The sequence below is a fragment of the Gemmatimonadaceae bacterium genome (assembly GCA_030647905.1).
Taxonomy (GTDB): Bacteria; Gemmatimonadota; Gemmatimonadetes; order Gemmatimonadales; family Gemmatimonadaceae; genus UBA4720.
The window spans coordinates 574,999-596,213 of sequence record JAUSJA010000026.1; the positions used below are offsets into that span (position 1 = coordinate 574,999).

A 21,215-nucleotide genomic window follows, 5' to 3' on the forward strand; every position below is an offset into this window, starting at 1 on the left:
GGCCCCATGCATACTGGCGCATTCGCGCGCTGCGGTCATGGCTCTGACCGCCGCGGACTGGGCGGATCACTATAGCCAGGCGGCGATCTACCTCCGCCTCAACGGCCTGCTGCCGCCGACGGCGAAGAAGCCGGCGCAGTAACCAGGCTAGGCCGGCGTGATCCGGCTCGCACGCATTACGCTCCGGGAGATTCGTCTCCCGCTGGTGGAGCCGTTCCAGACATCCACGGGCGTGGTCGAGGAGCGACGCATTCTGCTTCTCGAGCTCGCCGACGCCGACGGTAGCGAGACATGGAGCGAGTGCGTTGCCGAGACGCTGCCGACGTACAGTCCAGAAACCGTGGACACGTGCTGGCTCGCGCTTTCGGAGTGGATCGTTCCGATCGTGCTCGGCGAGCCTTTCTCGGCGTCGAACCTCGTGCATGCAACGCTTGAGCGTCGCATTCGAGGACATCGCATGGCCAGGGCGACGGTCGAGATGGGCGTATGGGCGCTGGCCGCATCGCGGCGAGGGCTGTCGCTTGCGGCGCTGCTTGTGAGCGAGAGCGATATTGCGCGCCAGCTCGGCGCCGGGCCGCGACCGTTCGTCGAGACGGGCATTGCGCTGGGCATGCAGCCCAGTCCCGAAGCGCTGGCGGAGCGATCACTGGCTGCTCACGCCGCCGGATACCGGCGGATCAAGGTAAAGATTGCGCCGGGCCGCGACGTGCCGTATGTGCGGGCCGCGCGCGACGCGCTAGGACCCGGAGTCTCGCTGACCGTTGATGCCAACTGCAGCTACACGCTGGACGACGCCGATCACATTCGGGTGTTGGAGACGCTGGACACGCTCGGTCTGACGATGATCGAGCAGCCGCTGGCGCACGATGACCTCTTACGCCACGCCGAGCTCCAGCGGCGACTCTCGACGCCGATATGCCTCGACGAGAGCATCTCCAGCGACGCGAACACGGAGGAAATGCTGGCGCTCGGGAGTGCGCGCATGGTGAACCTGAAGCCCGGACGCGTTGGCGGCTTTCAGCAGGCGCTCGCAATTCACGACCGCTGCGCGCGCGCCGGTATTCCGGTCTGGTGCGGCGGCATGCTCGAGTGCGGAATCGGCCGGGCCTACAACGTGGCGCTGGCGTCGCTCCCCAACTTCACCGAGCCCGGCGATCTCTCACCGAGCTCGCGCTACTGGGCACGCGACGTCGTCATGCAGCCGTGGACGATGGACGCGGAAGGACGCGTGCGGGTTCCGCTGGAGCGCGCAGGACTCGGCGTAGATGTGGACGAGGCGCTAGTGGACGATCTGACTGTGCGCCGGGCGAACTTCCGCGCGCGCTGAGCGAGGCGGTCAGCGCGTTGCGACGACCTCACGAAGCGCGGCGCGGCGAAGCTTTCCCGACGCGGTGCGCGGCAGCGGCTCCGTGACGAAACGAAATTCCCGCGGCATCTTGTAGCCGGCGAGGCGCGGTTGGCAGTGCGCCTCCAGGGCAGAAGCGTCCGGCGTGGCCAAGCCGGTCGTGTTGGCGATCCTGACGATTGCCACGACGCGCTGTCCCCACGTAGCGTCGGCGACTCCGATGACGCCTGCCTCGGTGATGGACGGGTGCGACAGCAGTACCGCTTCTACTTCCGCGGGATAGACGTTCTCGCCGCCGGTGACGATGAGATCGTCGCGCCGATCGAGCACGTACAGGTACCCTTCCGCGTCGAGTCGGCCGACGTCGCCCGTGTGCAGCCAGCCGTCAACGATCGTTCGGGAAGTAGCATCGGGCCAACCGGAGTAGCCGGCCATGACGATGGGCCCGCGCACGAGAATTTCCCCTGCCTCGTCCGGACGTTCGTCGGGTCGGGTCGTCGCGGCGATGCGCACCTCATTCGGATACAGCACCTTGCCGGCGGCACCGAGCCTGCGTGCCGCGTCCTCGGGGGCTAGCGTGACCACTTGGGAGCAAGCCTCGGTGAGGCCGTACGTCTGCATGACCGGCACACCAATCGAGGCGCACCGCTCGAGCAATGAGCGTGGCACGGGACCGCCCCCGACCAGCACACAACGAAGGGTCGGCGGATACGGCCTGTCTCCCCGCGCATCCAGCATTCGCTGCAGCATCACGGCGACAACCGACACCACTGTCACCTGGCCTTCGTCTATCGCGGCGTTCACGGTGTCCGCGTCGAACCCGTCGTGTACCACCGCCGCGATGCCGTAGATCGCCGAGCGCAGGACGATGGACAATCCTCCGACGTGGAACAGCGGGAGGCACGCGAGCCAGCGGTCGTCCGCGTGCGTGCCGAGGTTGAGCGCCGACCCGATGGCGCTCCACCAGAAATTCGCGACGGTGAGCATAGCCCCCTTGGGCTGCCCCGTCGTCCCCGACGTATAGATGATGGCGAGCACGGCGTCAGCGTCGTGGTTGAGACGTAACGGCGTGTCCACTTCGTCGAGGACGTCGAGAGGAGCGCTGCCGAGCAGGGCGGCCCCATCGGCGTCGGTGCTCACGATGACAAGCGCGGGATGCTCCAGCCGCGCGTTTTCTACGCGTGCAAGAGTGCGGCTTTCGGCGACGAGCAGCTGCGGCGCAGCGTCGCCGAGCTGCCACGCAAGCTCGGGCTCGCTAAGCCGTACGTTGAGCGGCACGAGCGTCGCGCCCAAACGAAGCGCCGCGTGCGGAAGGAGGACCGCGGCGGATCCGTTGTGGAGGAGAGCGGCGATCCGGTCGCCGGCGCGCACACCAAGAGTTGCAAGGCGACGCGCGGTGCGCGTGACGTCAGCGTCGAGCGCCGCAAAGGTCCAGCTTCTTCCGTCGGCGACGAGGGCGGTGCGATCGGGCATGCTCGCTGCGCGACTCGCCAGCCAATCGGGAAAAACAGTGGTGCGCTCAGTCACGGCAGTCAATCCTCGGGCGACACGGCGACCTAACGCGCGCGGCCGATGACCGCTCCGAGCGCGAGGAGTGCGCCGAAGAGCAGCAGAAGCTGTCCCGTTTGCTTGAGTACGGGATTCAGGTCACGGCCGGCGACACCGCCGAGCACGCGTCGTGCGAGACCGATCGCGAGCGGGAGGGTGAGCCAGGGGAGCAGGAGCCATCGGCGCGACGGGTCGGTCAGCGCGAGAGTCAAAGGGACAACATAGGCCAGCGCCACGAAGAGCGCGTACTGAGTGCGTGTGGCGCGGTCACCGATGCGGACGGCGAGCGTGCGCTTGCCGGCCGCGCGGTCGGTCGGCAGGTCTCGCAGGTTATTCACGACGAGAATGTTCGTCACGAGCAGGCCGACAGGCACGGACAACATGAGAGCGAAGCCGCTCCACGCCCCCGTCTGGAGGTAGGCCGTTCCGCTCACGGCGAGCAGCCCGAAGAACACGAACACGAACACGTCGCCGAGGCCGTGATACCCGAATGGATACGGGCCGCCGGTGTAGGCGAGGCCGGAGAGGATCGAGAGCACACCGATGGCGATGATGGGCCATCCGCCGATCCACGCCAAAACGACGCCAAGCAGCACGGCGAGCCCGAAGGCGACGACGATGCCGCGTTGCACTGCGGCGTGGCTGATCAATCCGCTCTGAGTGACCCGTACGGGGCCGAGACGACCATCGTGGTCGGCGCCGCGATGAAAGTCGGAGTAGTCGTTTGCGAAGTTGGTGCCGATCTGGATGAGGAGAGCACAGACGAGTGTGGCCAGGAAAACCAGAGGCCGGAAGGACGCTCCTTCGCTGACCGCGGCAGCCGCGCCGACGAAGACGGGCACTGCCGCCGCAAAGAGCGTTGCAGGCCGCGCGGCGAGCAGCCAGGCGCGAGCCGGCGTGAGAACCGTGACGGCGCTGGCGCTCACGGAAAGCGCGGGAACTTGCTGAAGTCCGGCGCCCGGTTCTCGAGGAAAGCGTTCTTGCCCTCCTTCGCCTCTTCGGTGAGGTAGTAGAGCAGAGTCGCGTCTCCGGCCAATTGCTGCAAGCCGGCCAGTCCGTCGGTGTCGGCATTGAACGCCGCTTTGAGGAAACGCAGCGCCATTGGGCTCTTCTCGAGGATCTCGCGCGCCCACTGCAGCGACTCCGCCTCGAGCTGCTCGAGCGGCACCACGGTGTTGACGAGTCCCATGTCGAGCGCGTCCTGCGCACTGTACTGCCGGCAGAGATACCAGATCTCGCGCGCCTTCTTGTGCCCGACTACCCGTGCCAGGTAGCTCGCGCCGTAGCCCGCGTCGAAGCTGCCTACGCGCGGGCCAGTCTGGCCGAACTTCGCGTTATCCGCGGCGATCGTCAGGTCGCACACCAGGTGCAGGACATGCCCGCCACCTATTGCGTACCCGGCGACCACGGCGATCACCGGTTTCGGCAGATAACGGATCTGCTTCTGCACGTCGAGGATGTTGAGGCGCGGGATCTGGTCTTCGCCGACGTAGCCGCCATCGCCTCGCACCCGCTGGTCACCGCCCGAGCAGAAGGCCTGGTCCCCCTCGCCGGTCAGGAGCACGACACCGGTCGTCATGTCGTCCCGAACATGATTGAACGCGTCTATCAGCTCGGTTACGGTGTGCGGCCGGAACGCGTTGCGTACCTCGGGCCGGTTGATCGTGATTTTGGCGATACCCTCGTCCGCGACGCGCTCGTAGCGAATGTCAGTATAGCTCCTGATCGTTTTCCACTGGACGCTCATGGAATGTCCTCGATGTCTTGCGGCGCAAATGGTCTCATTCGATGTACCCGCTGGTCGCGGAATTTAAATGAGACTCTTCAGGGAATTGTCTGGGTTGGATGGCTTCTCGGCCAAGATAATGTGCCGGGAGGAGTTGCGTGGAAGACGCGACCAAACCGGCGGACCTGCTGTGATGCTTGTTCGTGGGGGAGACATCATGTCTCCACGCGACATTCCGGAGATTATGCAGCGAGCTGTTCGCAGCATAATTCCGGAAGGGCTCGCGGACCAGAAGCGCAAAGTCAGATGACTTACGATCGGTTCTGGGCAAGGCTTATGACCCATGGGCCAAGCTCCTCGCCTTGGTTGCTGACCGAATCAGTCCCATGAACGAAGTCTGGGGATTCACGACCGCGAGTACTGGTTGGGGACTCCGCGTGCGTCACAAGGAGCGGGTAATTCTCTACATTACGCCTCAGCAGAATCAATTTCTCGTCTCGTTTGCCCTCGGAGAGAAGGCTGTCGCGGCAGCCCGCGCCGCCAAGCTTTCCGCGAGCGTCCGAAAAGCCATCGAAGGAGCACCGCGATACGCGGAGGGGAGAGGCGTTCGGCTTGAGATTAGGAGCAGCCGTCAGCTTGCTTCTGTAGCGACACTCGCGCAGATCAAGTGGCAGAGCTGACGGCTTAGTACGCCGCGCTACGTTGCCGACTCCTCGCCTGGCGTCGCCTATCGCTGATAAAGGCTGCGATAGCTGTTGGGCGTAGCAACGGCCATGATCTGTGTGCTGAGCAGCCGGTGACATAGGTAACACAAGTGTCCAGCAACATGGGTAACACTTTGGGGGTTACCCACGAATGATGTAATCGCGCTGGTCCAAGGTGGCAGTGAGCACGGTGTTGAAGTAGATGGACCAGATCCCGTTGCCGGTCTTGAACTCGCCCTTGAAGTCGGCAGTCCAGAGATCATTGGGAGCTTCGGTGGTGGGCGGTACGACTCCAGGATGTTGATGTGGACGACGGCGCCGAGCTCCGGGTCGAGCACCTTGACCGCCACGTTGCGGTCGTGCTTGATGTCGCGCGCGAGATAGACTGTCGCCATGCCTCCGCGTCCGATCTCACGTTCGAGAACGTAGGAGGGACGAAGCGAATCCTTGAGTTGCGCGAAGATGTCGGCCACGGGTGCCCAGAGGGGGTGGAGACAGCAGCGCTAAGCTAGGGTGGTCGATTGGCGGAGGATAGCCTCGGTTGAGCGACAGATCAGGCGTTCGACGTCGTGGTGGCCAACCGTGGTGGCCCTATGTCTGATTTTCAATTGTTCCCGGGCAATTGAAATTTTATGGTGTTTTCTTTAAATTGATGGGCAGCATTTAAGGCGAACGCACCCCCGTCTCCAATGGAAACCATGACAGGCGATCTCGTAACTGCCTCGCTGAGGGCAGGGTATCTCTTGAAGCAGCAGTCAGGTCCGGACGGTTACTCCGCCTTCGTTCCGGCGCCATTGCCGCCGAACCCTCCCCTCGACTTATCTGGCCGTATAGGCGGTCTCCTGGAACGGGCGAGCAACTCATTGGGACGACTGGACGGGCTTTCAAGAAGTCTGGATCCCGACCGCCTCCTCTATATGTATGTGAGGAAGGAAGCCGTGCTATCGAGTCAGATCGAGGGAACACAATCGACGCTGACTGAATTGCTGGAGTATGAGAACAGCGAAGCGCCGGGAGTACCCGTCGAGGATATTCGTGAAGTTTCCCGATACGTCTCAGCGTTGAGATTTGCGGTCGATCAGATCGCCGCGGGATTCCCGATGAGTTTGAGGTTGATCCGCGATACGCACGGCGTGCTTATGACTGGCGGCCGCGGAGGGCATCAGACACCCGGAGAATTTCGTCGGACACAGAATTGGATCGGAGGAACACGCCCAGGCACGGCGCGCTTCGTTCCACCACCGCCCCACGAGCTAATGCGCGTCTTGGGCGAGCTTGAGCATTTCATCGTCGAAGGCAGCGCAACTCCAATCATCAAGGCAGGGTTGGCCCACGCGCAATTCGAAACAATTCACCCATTCCTGGACGGAAACGGGCGACTCGGACGACTTCTCATCACGATGATTCTCTGTTCCGAGCGAACCCTGTCCCAACCATTTCTTTACCTCAGTCTCTACTTCAAGCAGCACCGCGATGACTACTACGCCGCGCTTCAGCGTGTTCGTTCGGAAGGAGACTGGGAGGGATGGATGGCCCACTATCTGGAAGGCGTCGACTGGACTGCGAGACAAACAACGGAGACGACCGTACGACTTCTTGAGCTTTTCAGATCCGATCGAGAGCTCGTTGTCAGTTCGGCTCGGGGAGCAGCTACGCTGCGAGTCTACGAAGAAGTCCAGCGGCGTGTGATCATGTCGATCCGTCGAGTCTCCGAGAACCTCGGAGTTTCTATTCCCACTGTCACAAGCAGTTTGCGGCGGCTCGAGGCGCTTGGAATCGTCCGAGAGACCACCGGTCGCAGGTACGGCCGGATGTTCGCCTACCATCGGCAACTCGAGATTCTAAACGAGACAGATGACATGGCGGGATAGGAAATTCGGGATAGGCATCATAGGGGCATGACGTCTGCGTTCGCCGTTCTTGTGCTTGCCCCATGGGTAGTTGAAGCGGAATGGCGTTCTCCGCTGGAAGTGTACACACAGTGTACACACTCTGTTTTACGAGTAACGGAGTTTCCACTTCCAGACAGGAGAGCACCGATGGAGAGATATATCGGGTTGGACGTGCATGCTGCATGCTGCAAGCTGCACGTTGGGAGTGCTGAGCCAGAGCGGCAAGCGGGTGGGGACACATGTGGTGGAGACGAGCGCCAAGTCGCTGATCGCGCTGCTGGATACGATTCCGGGACGCAAGCATGTGTGCCTGGAGGAAGGTACGATGGCGGGTTGGCTGTACGAGGTGTTGTCGCCGCATGAGGAGGAAGTGGTAGTGGCGGGAGTGGAAGAGAGCAGGGGTCCGAAGAGCGACAAGCTGGATGCATTTGGTCGAGCGGAGGAGTTGCGGATCGGTGCTAAGGAGCGCGGGTCATTTGCGGCACTGGGCTACAGGGCCAACGTGCACGACAAGGTGATGCGAGACTCGGTTCGGGTGATGGCCCGGATTACGAGTCTCATGCGATCGCGAGGGGTGCGGGTACCGCACGCCGGCGTGTATTCGGAAAGTGGGCGGAAGAAGTGGATTGCGGGGCTGCCCGAGGCGGCGCGGTATGCGGCGGAGATTCTCTACGCGGAGCTCGATGCTCTCATGGTTCTGCGCGCTCATGCGGAGAAGGAGGGAGAAGGAGATGGTCTCGGAGGCCAGGAGACATGCGGAGTTCAGGATCTTGAAGAGCTGTCCCGGACTCGGAAGTATTGGCGCCGCGCAACTCATGGCGGTAGTGGTGACGCCCTACCGGTTCGCCAGCAAGCGAACATTCTGGAGCTACTGTCTGGAGCTACTGTGGACTGGGGATCGTGATGCGCAGTTCGTCGGACTGGGCCCGTGCGCAGGACGGAAAGTGGATGCGTGTTCCGATACAACAGACACGCGGACTCAGCCGAAGCTTCAATCGCACACTCAAGATGGTTTTCAAGGGAGCGAGTGATGCTGGCAACGCATGATGCGTCGGTCCGGAGAAAGAACGGCTGCAGGGGAGAGCATCCATTGAATTTCTGGTCCCGGCGATCATGCCGGAGTCCCCAGGGATAGGTTATGCCCCCCAGGAGTGCCGAACGAAGCGATGGGCCGTTGAGTCCCAAATAGAAGGATGGTTCCCGCCTCCGGGTGGAGAACGAATCGGCTATCCAGTCCTCCGGGATCTCGCAGCGCGAGCGACAAACGTGCAAGCAGCAACACTTCCACACGAGAGATCAACGCGCCAAGCAAGTGCAGACGTCGGCTGCAAGAATCAGTGCAGCTGCCGCCAGCACGGAGTGCGTCTTGACAGCCTGCCCCATAGAAGGAAATCGCATTTGAGCGATAAGAAACTGGCATTTTCGGAATGGCCGATAGCGCTATGCTGGGAGCTGATTTTGCAGGCGGAGTGGCTAAGGGATCTGGCTCAATGAGGCGCACGTCCGCCAAGCCCCGAGGGAAAATGGCGTGCTTGCGCCGTCAACTCGTTACAATGATCCGCGCAGCGGAAGCTTGTGCGAGCCTTTTTCATAAGGACAGCCAGTCCCCTCAGGGCCCCCATGCGTTGTCGAGAGACACGAAATTAGGCGAGGAATTCATGGAACCTTTGACCGCGTCTGGTCGCTGGAAGTCCGGCCGAGGAGGATGCATGGCACGAGGCGGTCTGTTGTGCCTCTGCGTTTCTCTGCTTGCCCTTGTGGCGAAACCGCTTGATGGTCAGGTCCGCGACAGCTCACGAAGTCACGCGAAGGCGGCCGTTCTACGCGGAATCGTCAAGGACGAGTACGGTGACCCGCTCCAAAAGGCGGAGGTCCGGGTTCAGCCGGGCGGCTACGTCGCGCAGACGGACACGACGGGACAATTCCAAATCGAAGCGCCGGCTGGTCAGTACAATGTGGTATTCCGCCGACTCGGATACATCGTCGAGGATTTCAGCTGGCGCGCTCGTCCGGGCGAAGGTACCCAGTTGTCCATCCGCCTCAATCCACTTCCGCAAACCCTCGATACGGTTGTCGTTCGGGACTCACATGACCGCGTGGCCGGAGCGTCGTGGATTACGGGCGTCGTAGTGGATAGTGCGATGCAGCCGTTGAAGGATGTCGAGCTGCAGCTGATTGGCACCGGCCGGCACGCGGTAACTTACGAGCGTGGAGAATTCTTTTTTGCCGGGCTCGCGAAAGGCAGCTATGTGTTGCGTGCAAGACGCATCGGATTCAATCCGGGCAACCTTACGATAAAAATTGGAAATGGGGAAGAGCACGGCGTCACGATCAAACTCACACCCCTGCCATTCACATTGGCCACTGTCGAGGTTAGAGACATGAGCGGCTTCGGCAGTTCAGCCGACGCGTGGCAGGAATTCGATCGGCGCCAGCGATGGAAGAGCAATCTCAGTGTCACGATTGGCCGTGACGTTTTCACTAATCTTGGAAAGATGCCTCTCGACGGGGCATTGCGAGGAACACAAGCAGAATCATTAATCGGAATGCCGCAGCTCGGTAGCCGATATGTTCCAACATCCATTCATTCCAACCGTACCGGTGGGCTGTCCCTACCCGCCTTGCCTCCCATTCCAGGCGACGTGTGCGTGCTCGTAGATGGAGTCAGCCCCTATCGAGTACCACTGTCTGTGTTCCGCGCCGACGAAGTGGAACGAGTCGAGGTGTTTGCGGCGAACGGCGATTGGACGGGGACGATCGGCGCACGAATGGAGATGGTGAAGGGATGCGAGACAGGGCCCGGGTTAAAACACCCGCCCTACTTCGTAATCTGGATGCGCGGCAGCTCCTGACCACGCATCGCAGCTCAGTCTTACGCGCCTGTCAGTACCCGGGGTCCGTTCTCGGTTATCGCCACCGTGTGCTCGAAGTGCGCCGACCGCGTTCCGTCGAGCGTCACTACAGTCCACCTGTCTGGCATCGTCCGGATTCCAGGCTTACCGATGTTCACCATCGGCTCGATCGCGATGGTCAATCCCGGAACGAGTCGAATCCCGCGCTTCGCCTTGCCGTAGTTAGGAACCTGCGGCTCTTCGTGAAAGCCAGTCCCGATGCCGTGTCCGACGAGATCTCTCCGAGAAGGAAATTCAATCGCGGTAATGCGCCAAATGACCAAGTCGAGGGGCGGCGGCGAAGGCTATCCCCCTCCCCCGCCGCCACCGCCGCCAAGCCCGGAGATGGCCTCGATGATGGAGTCTGCTCCGGAGCCAAAGCTTCCAGGACCGGGAACAATCCAATAGCGGATCACCCGGCCGGCACCAGGGCAACTCGACCCTGTTGCCGGCGGGGCTATTCTACCCTCCGACCTGAAGGCCCAACGGTTGTCGGCTTCCCTTGCCGTCACTTGCAGCGCGAAAAGGCTGGCCCGAATCTCGCCTTTGTCGGCATCCCCGGACTTCGACGGGGGTATCACGACAGACGAACCGATTCAGAGGCCTTTGAATGCGCCACACGAAAACTGCCGCGGCCCTCGCCGTAACGCTCATTTTTTCCGCCGCCTGCAATAGCGGCGACAAATCCAATGGAACGGCGTCGAACGCGATCGGCAAATCGTGGTCGCCCGAGAAGCTCACATCGGTCAAAGGTGTGCCCGTCACCGCCATCGAGGCCGCCCTCAAAAAGCGCCTCGCTGGATCTCCTCCTGCGAAAATCACCGCTCGCCAGTGGGGACGCGCAAAGCGTCTCTACAAGCAGTACGGAAACAATCCGCTCTGGCTCAAGTCGGACGGGCTCCATGAGGACCGCACATTCGCACTCGCCAACTCGGTGCTGCAAGCCGAGCAGGATGGCATGCGAATGGATGCTTACCCGATTGGCGCGCTGGCCCAGGCCATCACTGCGGTTCAGCAGACCCAAACTCCAACGCCGGATCAACTCGCCGACGCAGACGTCCTTCTCACCGCAGCGTTCAGCGCGCTGGGCGGCGATTATCTCACCGGCCAGGTTGACCCAAAAACAGTCGCTCAAAGCTGGCACATCGACCCTCAGGACGAGGACGTCGATTCCGCCCTCGCGCGCTCACTCCGCAACACCGCGCTCGACAAGGCGATCGCCACGATGCGCCCGCAGGACCCCGACTACGCGGCGCTTCGAAAGGAGCTCGACCGCTTTCAGCGCATAACCGTAAAAGGCGGCTGGCTTGCGGTACCGGCTGGCGAAGCGGCGAAGCCGGGAGAAAGAATGGCGCCGGCTCGCGTGGCGGCACTCCGGCAGCGTCTCACGATCGAGGGCATTGGTGCGCCCGCATCCCCTCCGCCGGCTGCGAGATCCTCAAGCAAGACGAACGCTCCCGCCGTTTCATCGGGCGTCTACGATCTGGCACTGGCCGGCGCGGTTGCGGAGTTTCAGTCGCGACACGGCATTGTGGTAGACAGCATGCTCGGCGCCGAAACTCTCACATCACTCAACGAATCCGCTCTGTATCGCACAGCGCAGATTGCAGCGAACCTTGAACGGTTGCGATGGTTGCCGCGCGCGTTTGGCAATCGCTACATCTATGTGAATATTCCGGCGTTCAGGCTCGAGGCGTACGACGGCGGCCAGAAGGCGCTCGACATGAAGGTCATCGTTGGGCAGGACTACGAAGACAAGGCCACGCCGGTGTTTTCCGACTCGATGGAGGTTGTCGTTTTCCGTCCGTACTGGAACGTCCCTCCTGATATTGCCGAGAAGGAAATCTTTCCGAAGATGAACGCCGACCCGGGGTACCTCGCGGCGAATAACTACGAGCTGTACAAGGAGGGAGGCGCGACGCGGGTGCGCCAGAAGCCGGGCGAGAAGAATTCTCTCGGACTGGTGAAGTTTCTGTTTCCCAACGACTTCAACATCTACCTCCACGACACACCCAATCAGGAGCTGTTCGACAAGGATGTGCGCGCATTCAGCCACGGCTGTATTCGCGTCGAGAAACCTTCGGAGCTGGCCCAGTGGGTTCTCGGGTGGGCCGCGGCCAAGGTCGATGCGCGGATGAAGGGAACATCCGACAACCAGCAGACCCGGCTGCCGAAGAAGCTGCCGGTCTACATCACGTACGGGACTGCGTACATCCGCGACGGACGGCTGTACTTTGGCAACGACCTCTATGATCGCGACGACAAGCTCGTCCAGCAGGTCGTGAGGGGCACGCTGCCGAGTCCGGAGACGGTTCAGGCGGTGCAGGCACTGCGGCGGATCGCGGCAAGGAGCTGAGCTGCGATACTTGAGTTCGCAGCCCCGGAGCTGCGAGCAAAGTTCAAAAGTTCGCCGTCCTTAGTTTGTCTTCAGCGCCTTCTCGATCGTGAACTGCACATTCCTCGTATGAGCCGAGGTCTCTGCATTCACGCCGCTCTTGCCGGGCAACCCCGCGACTCCGGGCGCTGAAGGCTGCAGTATCTTTGCCCAACGATGTCGGCAATCCTGATCCTCGGCGGCACACGAAACCTCGGACACGTGACGGCGCTGGCCCTTCTCGAGGCCGGTCACGAAGTCACGATTCTCAACCGCGGTCAAACCCGCGATGAGTTACCGCGCGACGTCGAGCGCCTGCGCGCCGACCGGTCCGACACCAACCAGCTTCGCGCTGCCATCGGCCAGCGTTCCTTCGATCTCATTTTCGACGCGACCACTTACACCGGCGCGGACGCTCGCCAGGCGATCGACGTATTCAGCGGGCGCGCGGGTCGGTATGTCTTTGTAAGCAGCGGGCAGGTCTACCTCGTTCGCGAGGGACTCGAGCGGCCCTTTAGAGAGGCCGACTACGCAGGACCTGTCATGGACGAACCCCCTCGCGACTCGGCCGATCATCCAAGCTGGCTCTACGGAGCAGACAAGCGCGACGCGGAAGATGCTTTCATGGCTGCGCGATCGGAGTCCGGATTTCCTGTCATGACCCTGCGCCTGCCGATGGTCGCATCGGAACGTGATCACTACGGAAGGATCCAGGGGTACGCGGCTCGCATTCTCGATGGTGGTCCACTCCTCCTCCCCGAAGGAGAAGGTCTTCCGCTCCGTCACGTGTATGTCGCCGACGTCGCACGGCTTGTTGTCGGACTTGCCGGCAACGATGCGGGTTCGGGCCGCGATTACAACATCTCTTATGGCAGTTCGATGAAGCTCGCGCGATTCATCGCCTTGCTCGCCGCGGCGGCGGGCCGCTCGCCCGACGTTCTGACCGTGGATCGCGGCAAACTCGTCGAGCGCGGCCTTCTTCCCCACTGCTCTCCATTCAGCGGCCGATGGATGTCTGAACTCGACAACACACAAAGCCTCGCCCATCTAGGTGCTGCGGGGATCAGGTATACGGCGCCCGAAGATTACCTGCCGAAGCTGCTGGAAGATTTCACAACTCGCTGGGCTGTGAATTCCATGGTCCCCGAAGGTTACTCCCAGCGAAGGGAGGAAGTAGCGTTCGCGGGGGCCGGAATCGAAACTGAGGAGCCAACGTGAACGAAAGCTCCAGTAAGAACAGCACGGTTACCATCGTCTCCAGCATGAGAACGTGTTTCCTTGTGTTCGGCTTGGCAGCGTGCGCGTCGGGAGGAGGAATGGTCGAGTCATCCGCCTCGACGTCCACTCACCCATTCGAAGCGATATCGCTCCTCGGAGATACACTCCGCACATTGCCGCTCTCGGGCACGACGCGCGCCAGATACGAGCGCCAGCTCGCCGAGACGCAAGCCGCGTACGATCGCACGCCCCGGGACGCGGATTCGGTCGTCTGGCTCGGCCGGCGCCTCGCTTACCTCGGCAGAATGCGCGAGGCGATCGACGTGTACTCGCGCGGCATCGCGATCCACGCGCGCAACCCTTGGCTCTACCGGCATCGAGGTCATCGCTACTTGAGCGTCCGGGAATTCGATCGCGCCATCGCCGACTTCGAGCGCGCGACCCAGTTGGTCCAGGGCAAGCCCGACGAGGTCGAGCCAGACGGACAGCCGAACGCGCGGAATATGCCGATCGGCACTCTACACTCGAACATCGACTATCATCTCGCTCTCGCGCACTATCTCAAGGGCGACTACGCTCGCGCGCTTCCCATCTACAGGCATGAGCTCGACAACGCGCGGAACGACGACCGTCGCGTATCGATTGCCCACTGGAACTACATGGCTCTCCGTCGACTCGGCCGCGACAAGGAAGCAGCTGACCTTCTGGCCACGCTCGGCGGCCCTATGAACGTCATCGAGAACGAGACATATGGGAAACTCCTGCGGATGTACCGCGGGGAAATTCCGCCGGACTCTGTACTAGCTACTGATGCGTCGGGAGAGATGTCCGTGACTGATGCGACGGCGGCGTATGGAATTGCGAATTGGCATCTATACAGCGGCAGGCGAGCCGAGGCGGAACGGGTCTTTCGGACGATTCTGGCGGGCGGCCAGTGGGGCGCGTTCGGTTACATTGCCGCGGAGGCTGACCTGGCGCGGACGGCTCGGGAGTAGAAGTCGACTTTAGTCAACGCGATTGCCCAAGCAGTTTTCGAGCGGTCTCCAATGCGACGTCCACCCCGGGGCCGAGTTGTTCCACAGGAATTTGGGGCGCGAACATTTCTCGTGGCCGTCCGTCTATATGAAACAGTTGCTCTCCTGGAATGCGGACGCTGAAGCCCGTGTTGGGAAGAGTGTTCCGGTGGTCGTACAGTTTCTGATGCCCGGCGCGGACCGCGTCCAGCGCCCTCACGTAGGCATCGACGGCCTCGGTCTTTTTTCTTAGCTCGGCCACGCGGTCGTCCCGATCCTTCAGCACGAGAATCGCCGCCAGCGGCTCGCGCTCCCGATTCTCGGTGACCGCAACGCGGTAGAAGTCGTTCGCAGCGCGCCCCTCGATGTTGAGTATCTGGCGGTAATCGCGATTGATGATGCTGCGGAGTCCCTTCGTGACCAGGACGACGTTTTCATTCTGCGATGCAACCGCTTCTCCGATCCTTCCACGCCGATAGGTATCGATCGCCGCGGAAGTGAGATATTTCGTGAGCCCGGCTACCGCGTCGATCTGCGCATCATCCAGACCCGATCTCTTCACGATTGCCGCGAGTCCGCCGATCTCTCTGTCAGCCGAGATGATCTGGTCGTCGGCAAGCTTTGCCAGCGCTGAGAAGTAGGCGCTCAACACTCTGTTCGCGGCGAGAACGCCTGCGACGGCGGTGTCGCGTGACGCGCATTGACTTCGAAGAGATTCGGCGTCGTACCAGCCGGATGTCCGTTGGGCCTTGTAGCCTTCGAACCGCAGACAGCTGGCGTACATCTCTTTCGCGACGGGAGGGAACTCGGCGGTTGTCTCACTCGCGGACCTCGCAAATCGGGCGACCTCCAACGGGGGCAGGCAGGCGGTTAGCGCGCCACACCCGAAGGCCAGGGCGGTGGAGCAATGACGGATTCGAGCTTTCCTCATCTCGCTCTTTCGCTAAGATTCGCTATAACGTAGCAGTCCATTTGCCGGGTGCGCTATCGTCCCCCAGAAGCTGAGGTTCTGTCTATGAGACGTCGTTCTCTCGCCCGAGTCGCTTTGCTCTTTGCGGCGCCGTTCGGTGTCGTCGCGCAACAGCCGACGTCTTACAAACAACCGCCCGCCCCAATCCCGCAGATGCTGGATGCCGAGCCGTTGCCCTTAGTGACTCTAAGCGCCCAGCGCGATCGGATGATGTTGGTCCGGCGAGCCGCACTACCGAGCATCGAAGAGATCTCCGCGCCATATCTGGCGCTCGCGGGTGACCGGGTGAATCCCCGCACGAACGGCAGCTGGTACGAGACGGCAGTCAGAGGGCTGGCTATCCGGAACATCGACGGATCGCACGAGGTTCAAGTTGCCCCACCGCCGCGAGGGAGCATCATCAGCTCACTGTGGTCGCCCGACGGCCGCAACGTCGCGTTCCTTGTCCGCACTGATAGCGCCCTCAACATCTGGGTTGCCGACGCTGCAACGGGAAAGTCGCGTCAGCTGACCCGATGGAACGTGAACGGTGCCGCGGGCCAACCCTGCTCATGGGCGACCACGGCCTCGCTGCTCTGTCGCATGGTGATTCACAATCGAGGCTCGGCGCCCAGAGCGCCAGAGATCCCGGCGGGGCCTGTAGTTCAGGAGACGGAAGTAACAACGACTGCGGGAAACGCCACATTTCAAAACCTGCTGCAGAATCCGACCGACGAAGCTCGCTTCGACTACTACTACGCGGCGCAGCTCGCTTCGGTGGGACTCGACGGAAACGTCACAGCGATCGGAAAGCCAGGGATCTACGTTGTGTCGCGCGCATCGCCTGACGGACGATGGATTCTCGTCCAGGCACTACATCGGCCGTGGTCGTATCAGGTCCCCCGCTTCCGGTTCCCGACGCGTACCGATGTATGGTCAGCGGACGGTCGCGTCGTCCGGACCCTCGCCGATGTCGGTCTTCAGGATCGTGTGGGCGGCGCATCAGGGGCTGTCGCGACGGGGCTTCGCCAGCCATCGTGGCGGGCGGATGCTCCCGCTACGGTCGTGTGGGTCGAGGCACTCGACAATGGCGATCCCGCGAAAGTGGTTCCAAAGCGGGACCGAGTGCTGAGTCTCGCTGCACCATACACCGGCGAGCCGCAAGCATTGATTGAGGTCGAGAATCGTTTCGGCGGAATCACTTGGGGACGCGACAATCTCGCAGTCGTCGATGAATTCTGGCAGAAGACGAGAAAAGCCCGCACCTGGACTATCGATCCGTCCACGCCGGGGGTGCCGCCAAAGCTGCTCTGGGATCGCTCGTTTGAGGACACCTACGCCAACCCGGGATCATTCGCCACCACAGCCGGACGCTTCGGTCTGCAGGTAGTGTTCACCACAAGGGACGGATCAAAGGCCTTCCTCATCGCCCAGGGTGCTTCGCCGGAAGGCGATCGACCCTTCCTCGATCGCTTCGACTTCGGCAGTGCGAAGACTGAACGCCTGTGGCGCTCGGACGCTCCGCGCTACGAGGAGCCGATTGTGCTGCTCGACGCGGACAAAGTGCGTTTTCTCACCCGCCGCGAGAGCCTCAGTGAAGTTCCTAATTATTTCATTCGCGAACTTTCTGCCGGAGATCGAACGCTCGTCGCGGTGACCCAGTTCAAGGATCCCGCGCCGCAGTTCGCCGGTGTGACGAAGCAGCTCATCACCTACAAACGCAATGACGGCGTTCAATTATCAGCGACCCTGTACCTGCCCCCAGGCTATGACAAGTCCAAAGGTCCGCTGCCGTTTCTGTTCTGGGCGTATCCCCAGGAATTCAAGAGCGCGAGCGCGGCGTCGCAAGTCACCGGCTCACCCTACCGCTTCACGCGCCCGTCGGGAATGTCGCACCTGTTCATGCTGACTCAGGGTTACGGCGTCCTCGACAATCCCACCATGCCGATCGTCGGCGAAGGCGACAAAGAACCGAACGACGCGTACGTGCCGCAGCTGGTGGCGAGCGCAAAGGCCGCGGTGGACAAGGTCGTCGAGATGGGTGTGGCTGACCGCGAACGCATTGCAGTGGGAGGCCACTCGTATGGCGCCTTCATGACGGCGAATCTGCTCGCGCATTCGAATCTCTTCCGCGCTGGCATCGCCCGAAGCGGTGCGTACAACAGAACGCTCACGCCGTTCGGCTTCCAGGCCGAGGACCGGAATTACTGGAAGGCGCGCGACGTATACATGACGATGTCGCCGTTCAACTACGCCGACAGCATCGGGGTGCCCATCCTGCTGATCCATGGAATGGCGGATGACAATACGGGCACATTCCCGGTGCAGAGCGAGCGGTTCTTCGCGGCGCTGAAAGGCAATGGCAAAAGGGCGCGTCTCGTGATGCTGCCCGCCGAGCCGCACGGCTACCGCGCCCGTGAATCACTCGGCCACACGCTCTGGGAAATGACCGAGTGGCTCGACAAGTACGTGAAGCCGCCACGTTCAAGGGCGAACTAGGCCACGCCCGACAGTATTCTGCTCCGGAGGATTGCCAGCCGCTTCCGCACCGACCCGTCCATCACCGTGTCGCCAACCTTCACGATCACGCCGCCGAGTATCGCCGGATTCACGTTGACATGCAGCATCGCCTGCTTCCCCAGCACCTTCGACAGCTGCTCGGCGATCGCGTTTCGCTCGTTCTCGCTGGCCTGGCGGGCACGGGAAATTCAATCGCGGTCGTGAAAGTATGGCGCGGCTCTGACCGCCGCGAGGCGTCGCCTCCCGGTTCTGGCCCGAATCGGGTCCACCGCGCACACCGCCGCGCACACCGAACGGCCCGGACCGGTGAATGGCGATTCTGAATGGATCATTCTTGAGGTCGGCCAGTCGACCAATTCGACGTACGCTCCTTGGTCGCTAAAATATGGAACCCTTTCGGCTCACTGGAAGGCAGAAAATGACAACACTGCCGGCTACGCAGCCAGCGACTTGGAAGACGCTGAAGGCTCGCCTGGCTTCGGAGCTCCAAGGATTTGGGTATCTGTCGGGAAACACGCCAACTACCGCACGCAAACCTGTTGCAATACAAGCGGATTCTGGTGGAATTGGGATAACTGCGATCACCCGTTGGGTGGGTACCATACGCTTGAATTCGCCGCCCCGCAGAACTTGGGACAAGTTGATGCCCAATTCATCGGTGGTTCGACGACCCCTGTAGCAAGTCGACTAATAAGCAGCAGTAGGACTGAATACTTTTGGGCACAAGTTGATTTCTGCGGCTGGTTTGTTAATCCCGACTATTCGTGTTCCTCTCCTTATCGAGAGAGTTTGAGGGCATATGGATACTGACACGGCGCTCGGAAGGCATAAGCGCACGACGAGCTTTCTGACCTTTTGTGCTGCTTCGATCATTATCGGCTGCTCAAGCTCGACTTCGCCTAATCTGTTGCCCGCGAAAGGCGATTACGTGCTCGAGCAGGTCGATGGCCAAAACCTGCCGATTCCCATCGAAAGTGGCGATTGTCCCCGCGAAATCTTTCAAGGGGAGCTGAGTCTTTCTGCCGGGAGCGTAGACCAACGTCCGCTCTACGATGTTCTTGTTTCGCTCCGATTGCAATGTGACCCAAATCGGCTGCTTTTGATCGATCAGCGTCGTTTCGTTGAAGACTTCGGAGAATGGACGATCGTTAGTCAGCGTGTGGAATTTCGATCTTCAAAAGGTTTCGGGACGCAGCTTGTCTCGATCGAAGGCTTGCCCGCAACATCCATCTTAAGGTTGTCCCTAGGCGGAAAGGTTTACACGTTTCGCAGAAACAGCCAATAAACCAGACGTTATTGGCTATCGTTCATAGTCGATACGTACAGATCGGCCGCGAATTGAATGCCAATGGGTGCCCGCGGGCAGAGCAAAACCGATTGCGCTCCCGATAATTCCTCCGCCAACCAGGCCGGTGAGAGTGTATTGAAGGACCGCATATCCTCCGTCACACCCCGGTCTCTTGCACCCATCTCCGACGATTAAGCGGCCAAGAATGCCTCCACTGATCGCGCCGAAAATCAGTCCCTTTTTGATGTGGGCAACTCGCGAACCCCGCCGTTTTTCAGTTTGAAGTTCAACGAGCCTTGGTTGCAGGATGTCACTGCCGCACTGCCCGTGTGGGCGCACGACAATAGTGTCGAGCGACAACCTTGAAACCTTCCCTTCACATTCACGGAGAATAGTCGGACCCGAGGTAGAATCTGGGCTCGCAAGCCGGAATCGAACCTCGGTACCTATGACCACGCGATCAGCAGAAATTTGGGCCGAAAGTGGCGAGCCGAAGAGGGTTACGATTGCCAATGACCAAGCTGTCAGACTCATGAGATCCTCGCCGTCGTAACTGCGCAGGTTATGATTCAGTGATACTCAATGTGTGTGAACTGCGCCCAGCCTACTTCGCTATTCCGATGGGGTGTCAACAGCGATTGAAATTGCACACTTTCAGCGATTGAAGTTGCTCACTTTTGGGTGACGGGCCGTTATTGCGTCGGAGCCTCCTGGCGGCTGCGCCGGCGAGCAGTCAGAGCCGCCCCCGACGGATCCCTTCCCTCCTGAGCTAGAGCCACCCGCAGCACCGCCATCGACACCGGATCGCCGACCCTGATAGCGATTCGAGACCGTCACGGGGGTGCTTTCTGTCACTATCCGTGCTTGAAGAACTGAACCGCCCGCTCGTGCTTCTCCGCGGCGCCTCGGGTCTTGAACGTACCGAGGTTCCGCCGCCTGCCACTTTTGGGGTCGACCTTTCGCGAGTAGAGGCGATACTCGCCCGATTTCAGCTTACGAATCATGCATATCTCCTCACAACCACTGGAAGGGCTGCGCGCACAACAAGGCTTGCCACGTTCACGAGAACGGGAGCAGCCATCTCGTCAACATACGGTCCGTTGGACTCAACCGCTTCGCGGCAGGCGGTAGTTCCCCCCGAGCAGATTCGTGCCTATCAGATCTATTTGACCAAACGACAAACAGTTGGCGCCGGTGTCCGTCGTAATCGCCGTGGCCGCCCTGCGATCGCGCCGCGATCGATGGCAGCAGTCAGGTAGCGGGTTCTCGGTTCACATCACGGTCACGATGCGCGCCGCCGGGATCAGGTCAGCGGAATAACCGCGCGGTACTTGCCGCTAGCAGACTGTTCCGGCGGTTCCTCGGCGCGCCGGACGGTGACGTGACCGAGGTTGCCCGCGGCGAGCACGCGCATGATCTCGGTGTGCACCGCCCGCCAGACACGATCCGGATCGGCGCCCGCTGCTACCCGGATGCTAGCTCCTGTCCACCGAATCCTGGGAACTCCAACATATCAGGGTCGTGCCGGCGCCTCGGGCGATGATCCTGAAGATATCGGTCACTCGGAACCAGGCGCCGAGCATGCGTAGGACGAGTGCGTTCGTCACGGCCATCGTGTGATCGTCCAGCACGAAGACACCGGGCGTTCCGGTGGTGCCAGACGTGGTGAGTGGTGTGTACGTGTCGAGAAATCGTTCGCCGATCAGATTGGGCTTGCCAATGAACGCGCGCACCTTCTCGATCGTCA

19 protein-coding genes and 1 pseudogene are annotated in these 21,215 nt (G+C 61.4%); 11 read left to right on the forward strand and 9 right to left on the reverse strand.

Annotation, left to right across the window (positions count from 1 at the left end; all coding sequences use genetic code 11):
* Positions 1-157: 157 nt before the first annotated feature.
* Positions 158-1,327 carry an o-succinylbenzoate synthase gene (gene menC, locus Q7S20_08895; protein ID MDO8501950.1) on the forward strand — a complete coding sequence of 390 codons (1,170 nt, stop codon included), beginning with the start codon at positions 158-160 and terminating at the stop codon, positions 1,325-1,327.
* 9 nt (positions 1,328-1,336) lie between these two features.
* Here the strand turns inward: menC and menE are convergent, their stop codons facing one another.
* Genes menE through menB form a run of 3 tightly spaced genes read right to left on the reverse strand, consistent with a single transcriptional unit; the run spans position 1,337 to position 4,640 of the window.
* Entirely contained in the window at positions 1,337-2,872 is a 1,536-nt protein-coding gene (gene menE / locus Q7S20_08900; GenBank protein ID MDO8501951.1) for an o-succinylbenzoate--CoA ligase, read from the reverse strand.
* A 29-nt stretch (positions 2,873-2,901) separates the two neighbouring features.
* Positions 2,902-3,819 carry a 1,4-dihydroxy-2-naphthoate polyprenyltransferase gene (locus Q7S20_08905; GenBank protein MDO8501952.1) on the reverse strand — a complete coding sequence of 306 codons (918 nt, stop codon included), beginning with the start codon at positions 3,817-3,819 and terminating at the stop codon, positions 2,902-2,904.
* Complete coding sequence (gene menB, locus Q7S20_08910; protein MDO8501953.1) at positions 3,816-4,640, reverse strand: 1,4-dihydroxy-2-naphthoyl-CoA synthase; 825 nt, start codon at positions 4,638-4,640, stop codon at positions 3,816-3,818. Before menB ends, Q7S20_08905 begins: the two co-directional genes overlap by 4 nt.
* Before the next feature lie 293 nt (positions 4,641-4,933).
* Between menB and Q7S20_08915 the strand changes: the two are divergent.
* From Q7S20_08915 to Q7S20_08935, 5 genes and pseudogenes are all read left to right on the forward strand, one after another.
* A pseudogene (locus Q7S20_08915) lies at positions 4,934-5,299 on the forward strand (DUF3788 family protein).
* A 329-nt stretch (positions 5,300-5,628) separates the two neighbouring features.
* A complete protein-coding gene (locus Q7S20_08920) occupies positions 5,629-5,835 on the forward strand; it encodes a hypothetical protein (protein ID MDO8501954.1) in 207 nt (68 codons plus the stop codon).
* Between the two features lie 177 nt (positions 5,836-6,012).
* The gene (locus Q7S20_08925) at positions 6,013-7,194 is read left to right on the forward strand and encodes a Fic family protein (protein MDO8501955.1); all 1,182 of its coding nucleotides are present in this window, start codon (positions 6,013-6,015) and stop codon (positions 7,192-7,194) included.
* 196 nt (positions 7,195-7,390) lie between these two features.
* Positions 7,391-8,119, forward strand: coding sequence for a hypothetical protein (locus Q7S20_08930; GenBank protein MDO8501956.1), 729 nt, complete (start codon positions 7,391-7,393; stop codon positions 8,117-8,119).
* A gap of 853 nt (positions 8,120-8,972) precedes the next feature.
* Positions 8,973-10,067, forward strand: coding sequence for a carboxypeptidase regulatory-like domain-containing protein (locus tag Q7S20_08935; protein MDO8501957.1), 1,095 nt, complete (start codon positions 8,973-8,975; stop codon positions 10,065-10,067).
* Positions 10,068-10,087: 20 nt separating this feature from the next.
* Here the strand turns inward: Q7S20_08935 and Q7S20_08940 are convergent, their stop codons facing one another.
* A complete protein-coding gene (locus Q7S20_08940) occupies positions 10,088-10,390 on the reverse strand; it encodes a M24 family metallopeptidase (protein MDO8501958.1) in 303 nt (100 codons plus the stop codon).
* Positions 10,391-10,716: 326 nt separating this feature from the next.
* Between Q7S20_08940 and Q7S20_08945 the strand changes: the two genes are divergently transcribed.
* From Q7S20_08945 to Q7S20_08955, 3 genes are all read left to right on the forward strand, one after another.
* Positions 10,717-12,462 (forward strand): L,D-transpeptidase family protein, encoded by a 1,746-nt coding sequence (locus Q7S20_08945; protein MDO8501959.1) that lies wholly within the window; start codon positions 10,717-10,719, stop codon positions 12,460-12,462.
* Positions 12,463-12,657: 195 nt separating this feature from the next.
* Positions 12,658-13,698, forward strand: coding sequence for an NAD-dependent epimerase/dehydratase family protein (locus Q7S20_08950; GenBank protein ID MDO8501960.1), 1,041 nt, complete (start codon positions 12,658-12,660; stop codon positions 13,696-13,698).
* 98 nt (positions 13,699-13,796) lie between these two features.
* Positions 13,797-14,693, forward strand: coding sequence for a tetratricopeptide repeat protein (locus tag Q7S20_08955; protein MDO8501961.1), 897 nt, complete (start codon positions 13,797-13,799; stop codon positions 14,691-14,693).
* 13 nt (positions 14,694-14,706) lie between these two features.
* Here Q7S20_08955 and Q7S20_08960 read toward each other — a convergent pair whose 3' ends face one another.
* Entirely contained in the window at positions 14,707-15,495 is a 789-nt protein-coding gene (locus tag Q7S20_08960; GenBank protein MDO8501962.1) for a hypothetical protein, read from the reverse strand.
* A 393-nt stretch (positions 15,496-15,888) separates the two neighbouring features.
* Between Q7S20_08960 and Q7S20_08965 the strand changes: the two genes are divergently transcribed.
* Positions 15,889-18,159, forward strand: a complete 2,271-nt coding sequence (locus tag Q7S20_08965; protein MDO8501963.1) for a prolyl oligopeptidase family serine peptidase — start codon at positions 15,889-15,891, stop codon at positions 18,157-18,159.
* On the opposite strand, the gene Q7S20_08970 is transcribed toward Q7S20_08965, so the two are convergent.
* Entirely contained in the window at positions 18,156-18,368 is a 213-nt protein-coding gene (locus Q7S20_08970) for a F0F1 ATP synthase subunit delta (protein ID MDO8501964.1), read from the reverse strand. The two genes, Q7S20_08965 and Q7S20_08970, sit on opposite strands and share 4 nt — an antisense overlap.
* Before the next feature lie 611 nt (positions 18,369-18,979).
* Here Q7S20_08970 and Q7S20_08975 point away from each other — a divergent pair.
* Positions 18,980-19,465, forward strand: a complete 486-nt coding sequence (locus tag Q7S20_08975; protein MDO8501965.1) for a hypothetical protein — start codon at positions 18,980-18,982, stop codon at positions 19,463-19,465.
* Positions 19,466-20,322: 857 nt separating this feature from the next.
* Here Q7S20_08975 and Q7S20_08980 read toward each other — a convergent pair.
* The 3 genes from Q7S20_08980 to Q7S20_08990 all read right to left on the reverse strand — a co-directional run.
* Positions 20,323-20,472 carry a hypothetical protein gene (locus Q7S20_08980; GenBank protein MDO8501966.1) on the reverse strand — a complete coding sequence of 50 codons (150 nt, stop codon included), beginning with the start codon at positions 20,470-20,472 and terminating at the stop codon, positions 20,323-20,325.
* 299 nt (positions 20,473-20,771) lie between these two features.
* A complete protein-coding gene (locus Q7S20_08985) occupies positions 20,772-20,897 on the reverse strand; it encodes a hypothetical protein (GenBank protein ID MDO8501967.1) in 126 nt (41 codons plus the stop codon).
* A gap of 46 nt (positions 20,898-20,943) precedes the next feature.
* Positions 20,944-21,215 (reverse strand): hypothetical protein (locus tag Q7S20_08990; protein MDO8501968.1); only part of this gene is annotated, 272 nt, incomplete at its 5' end.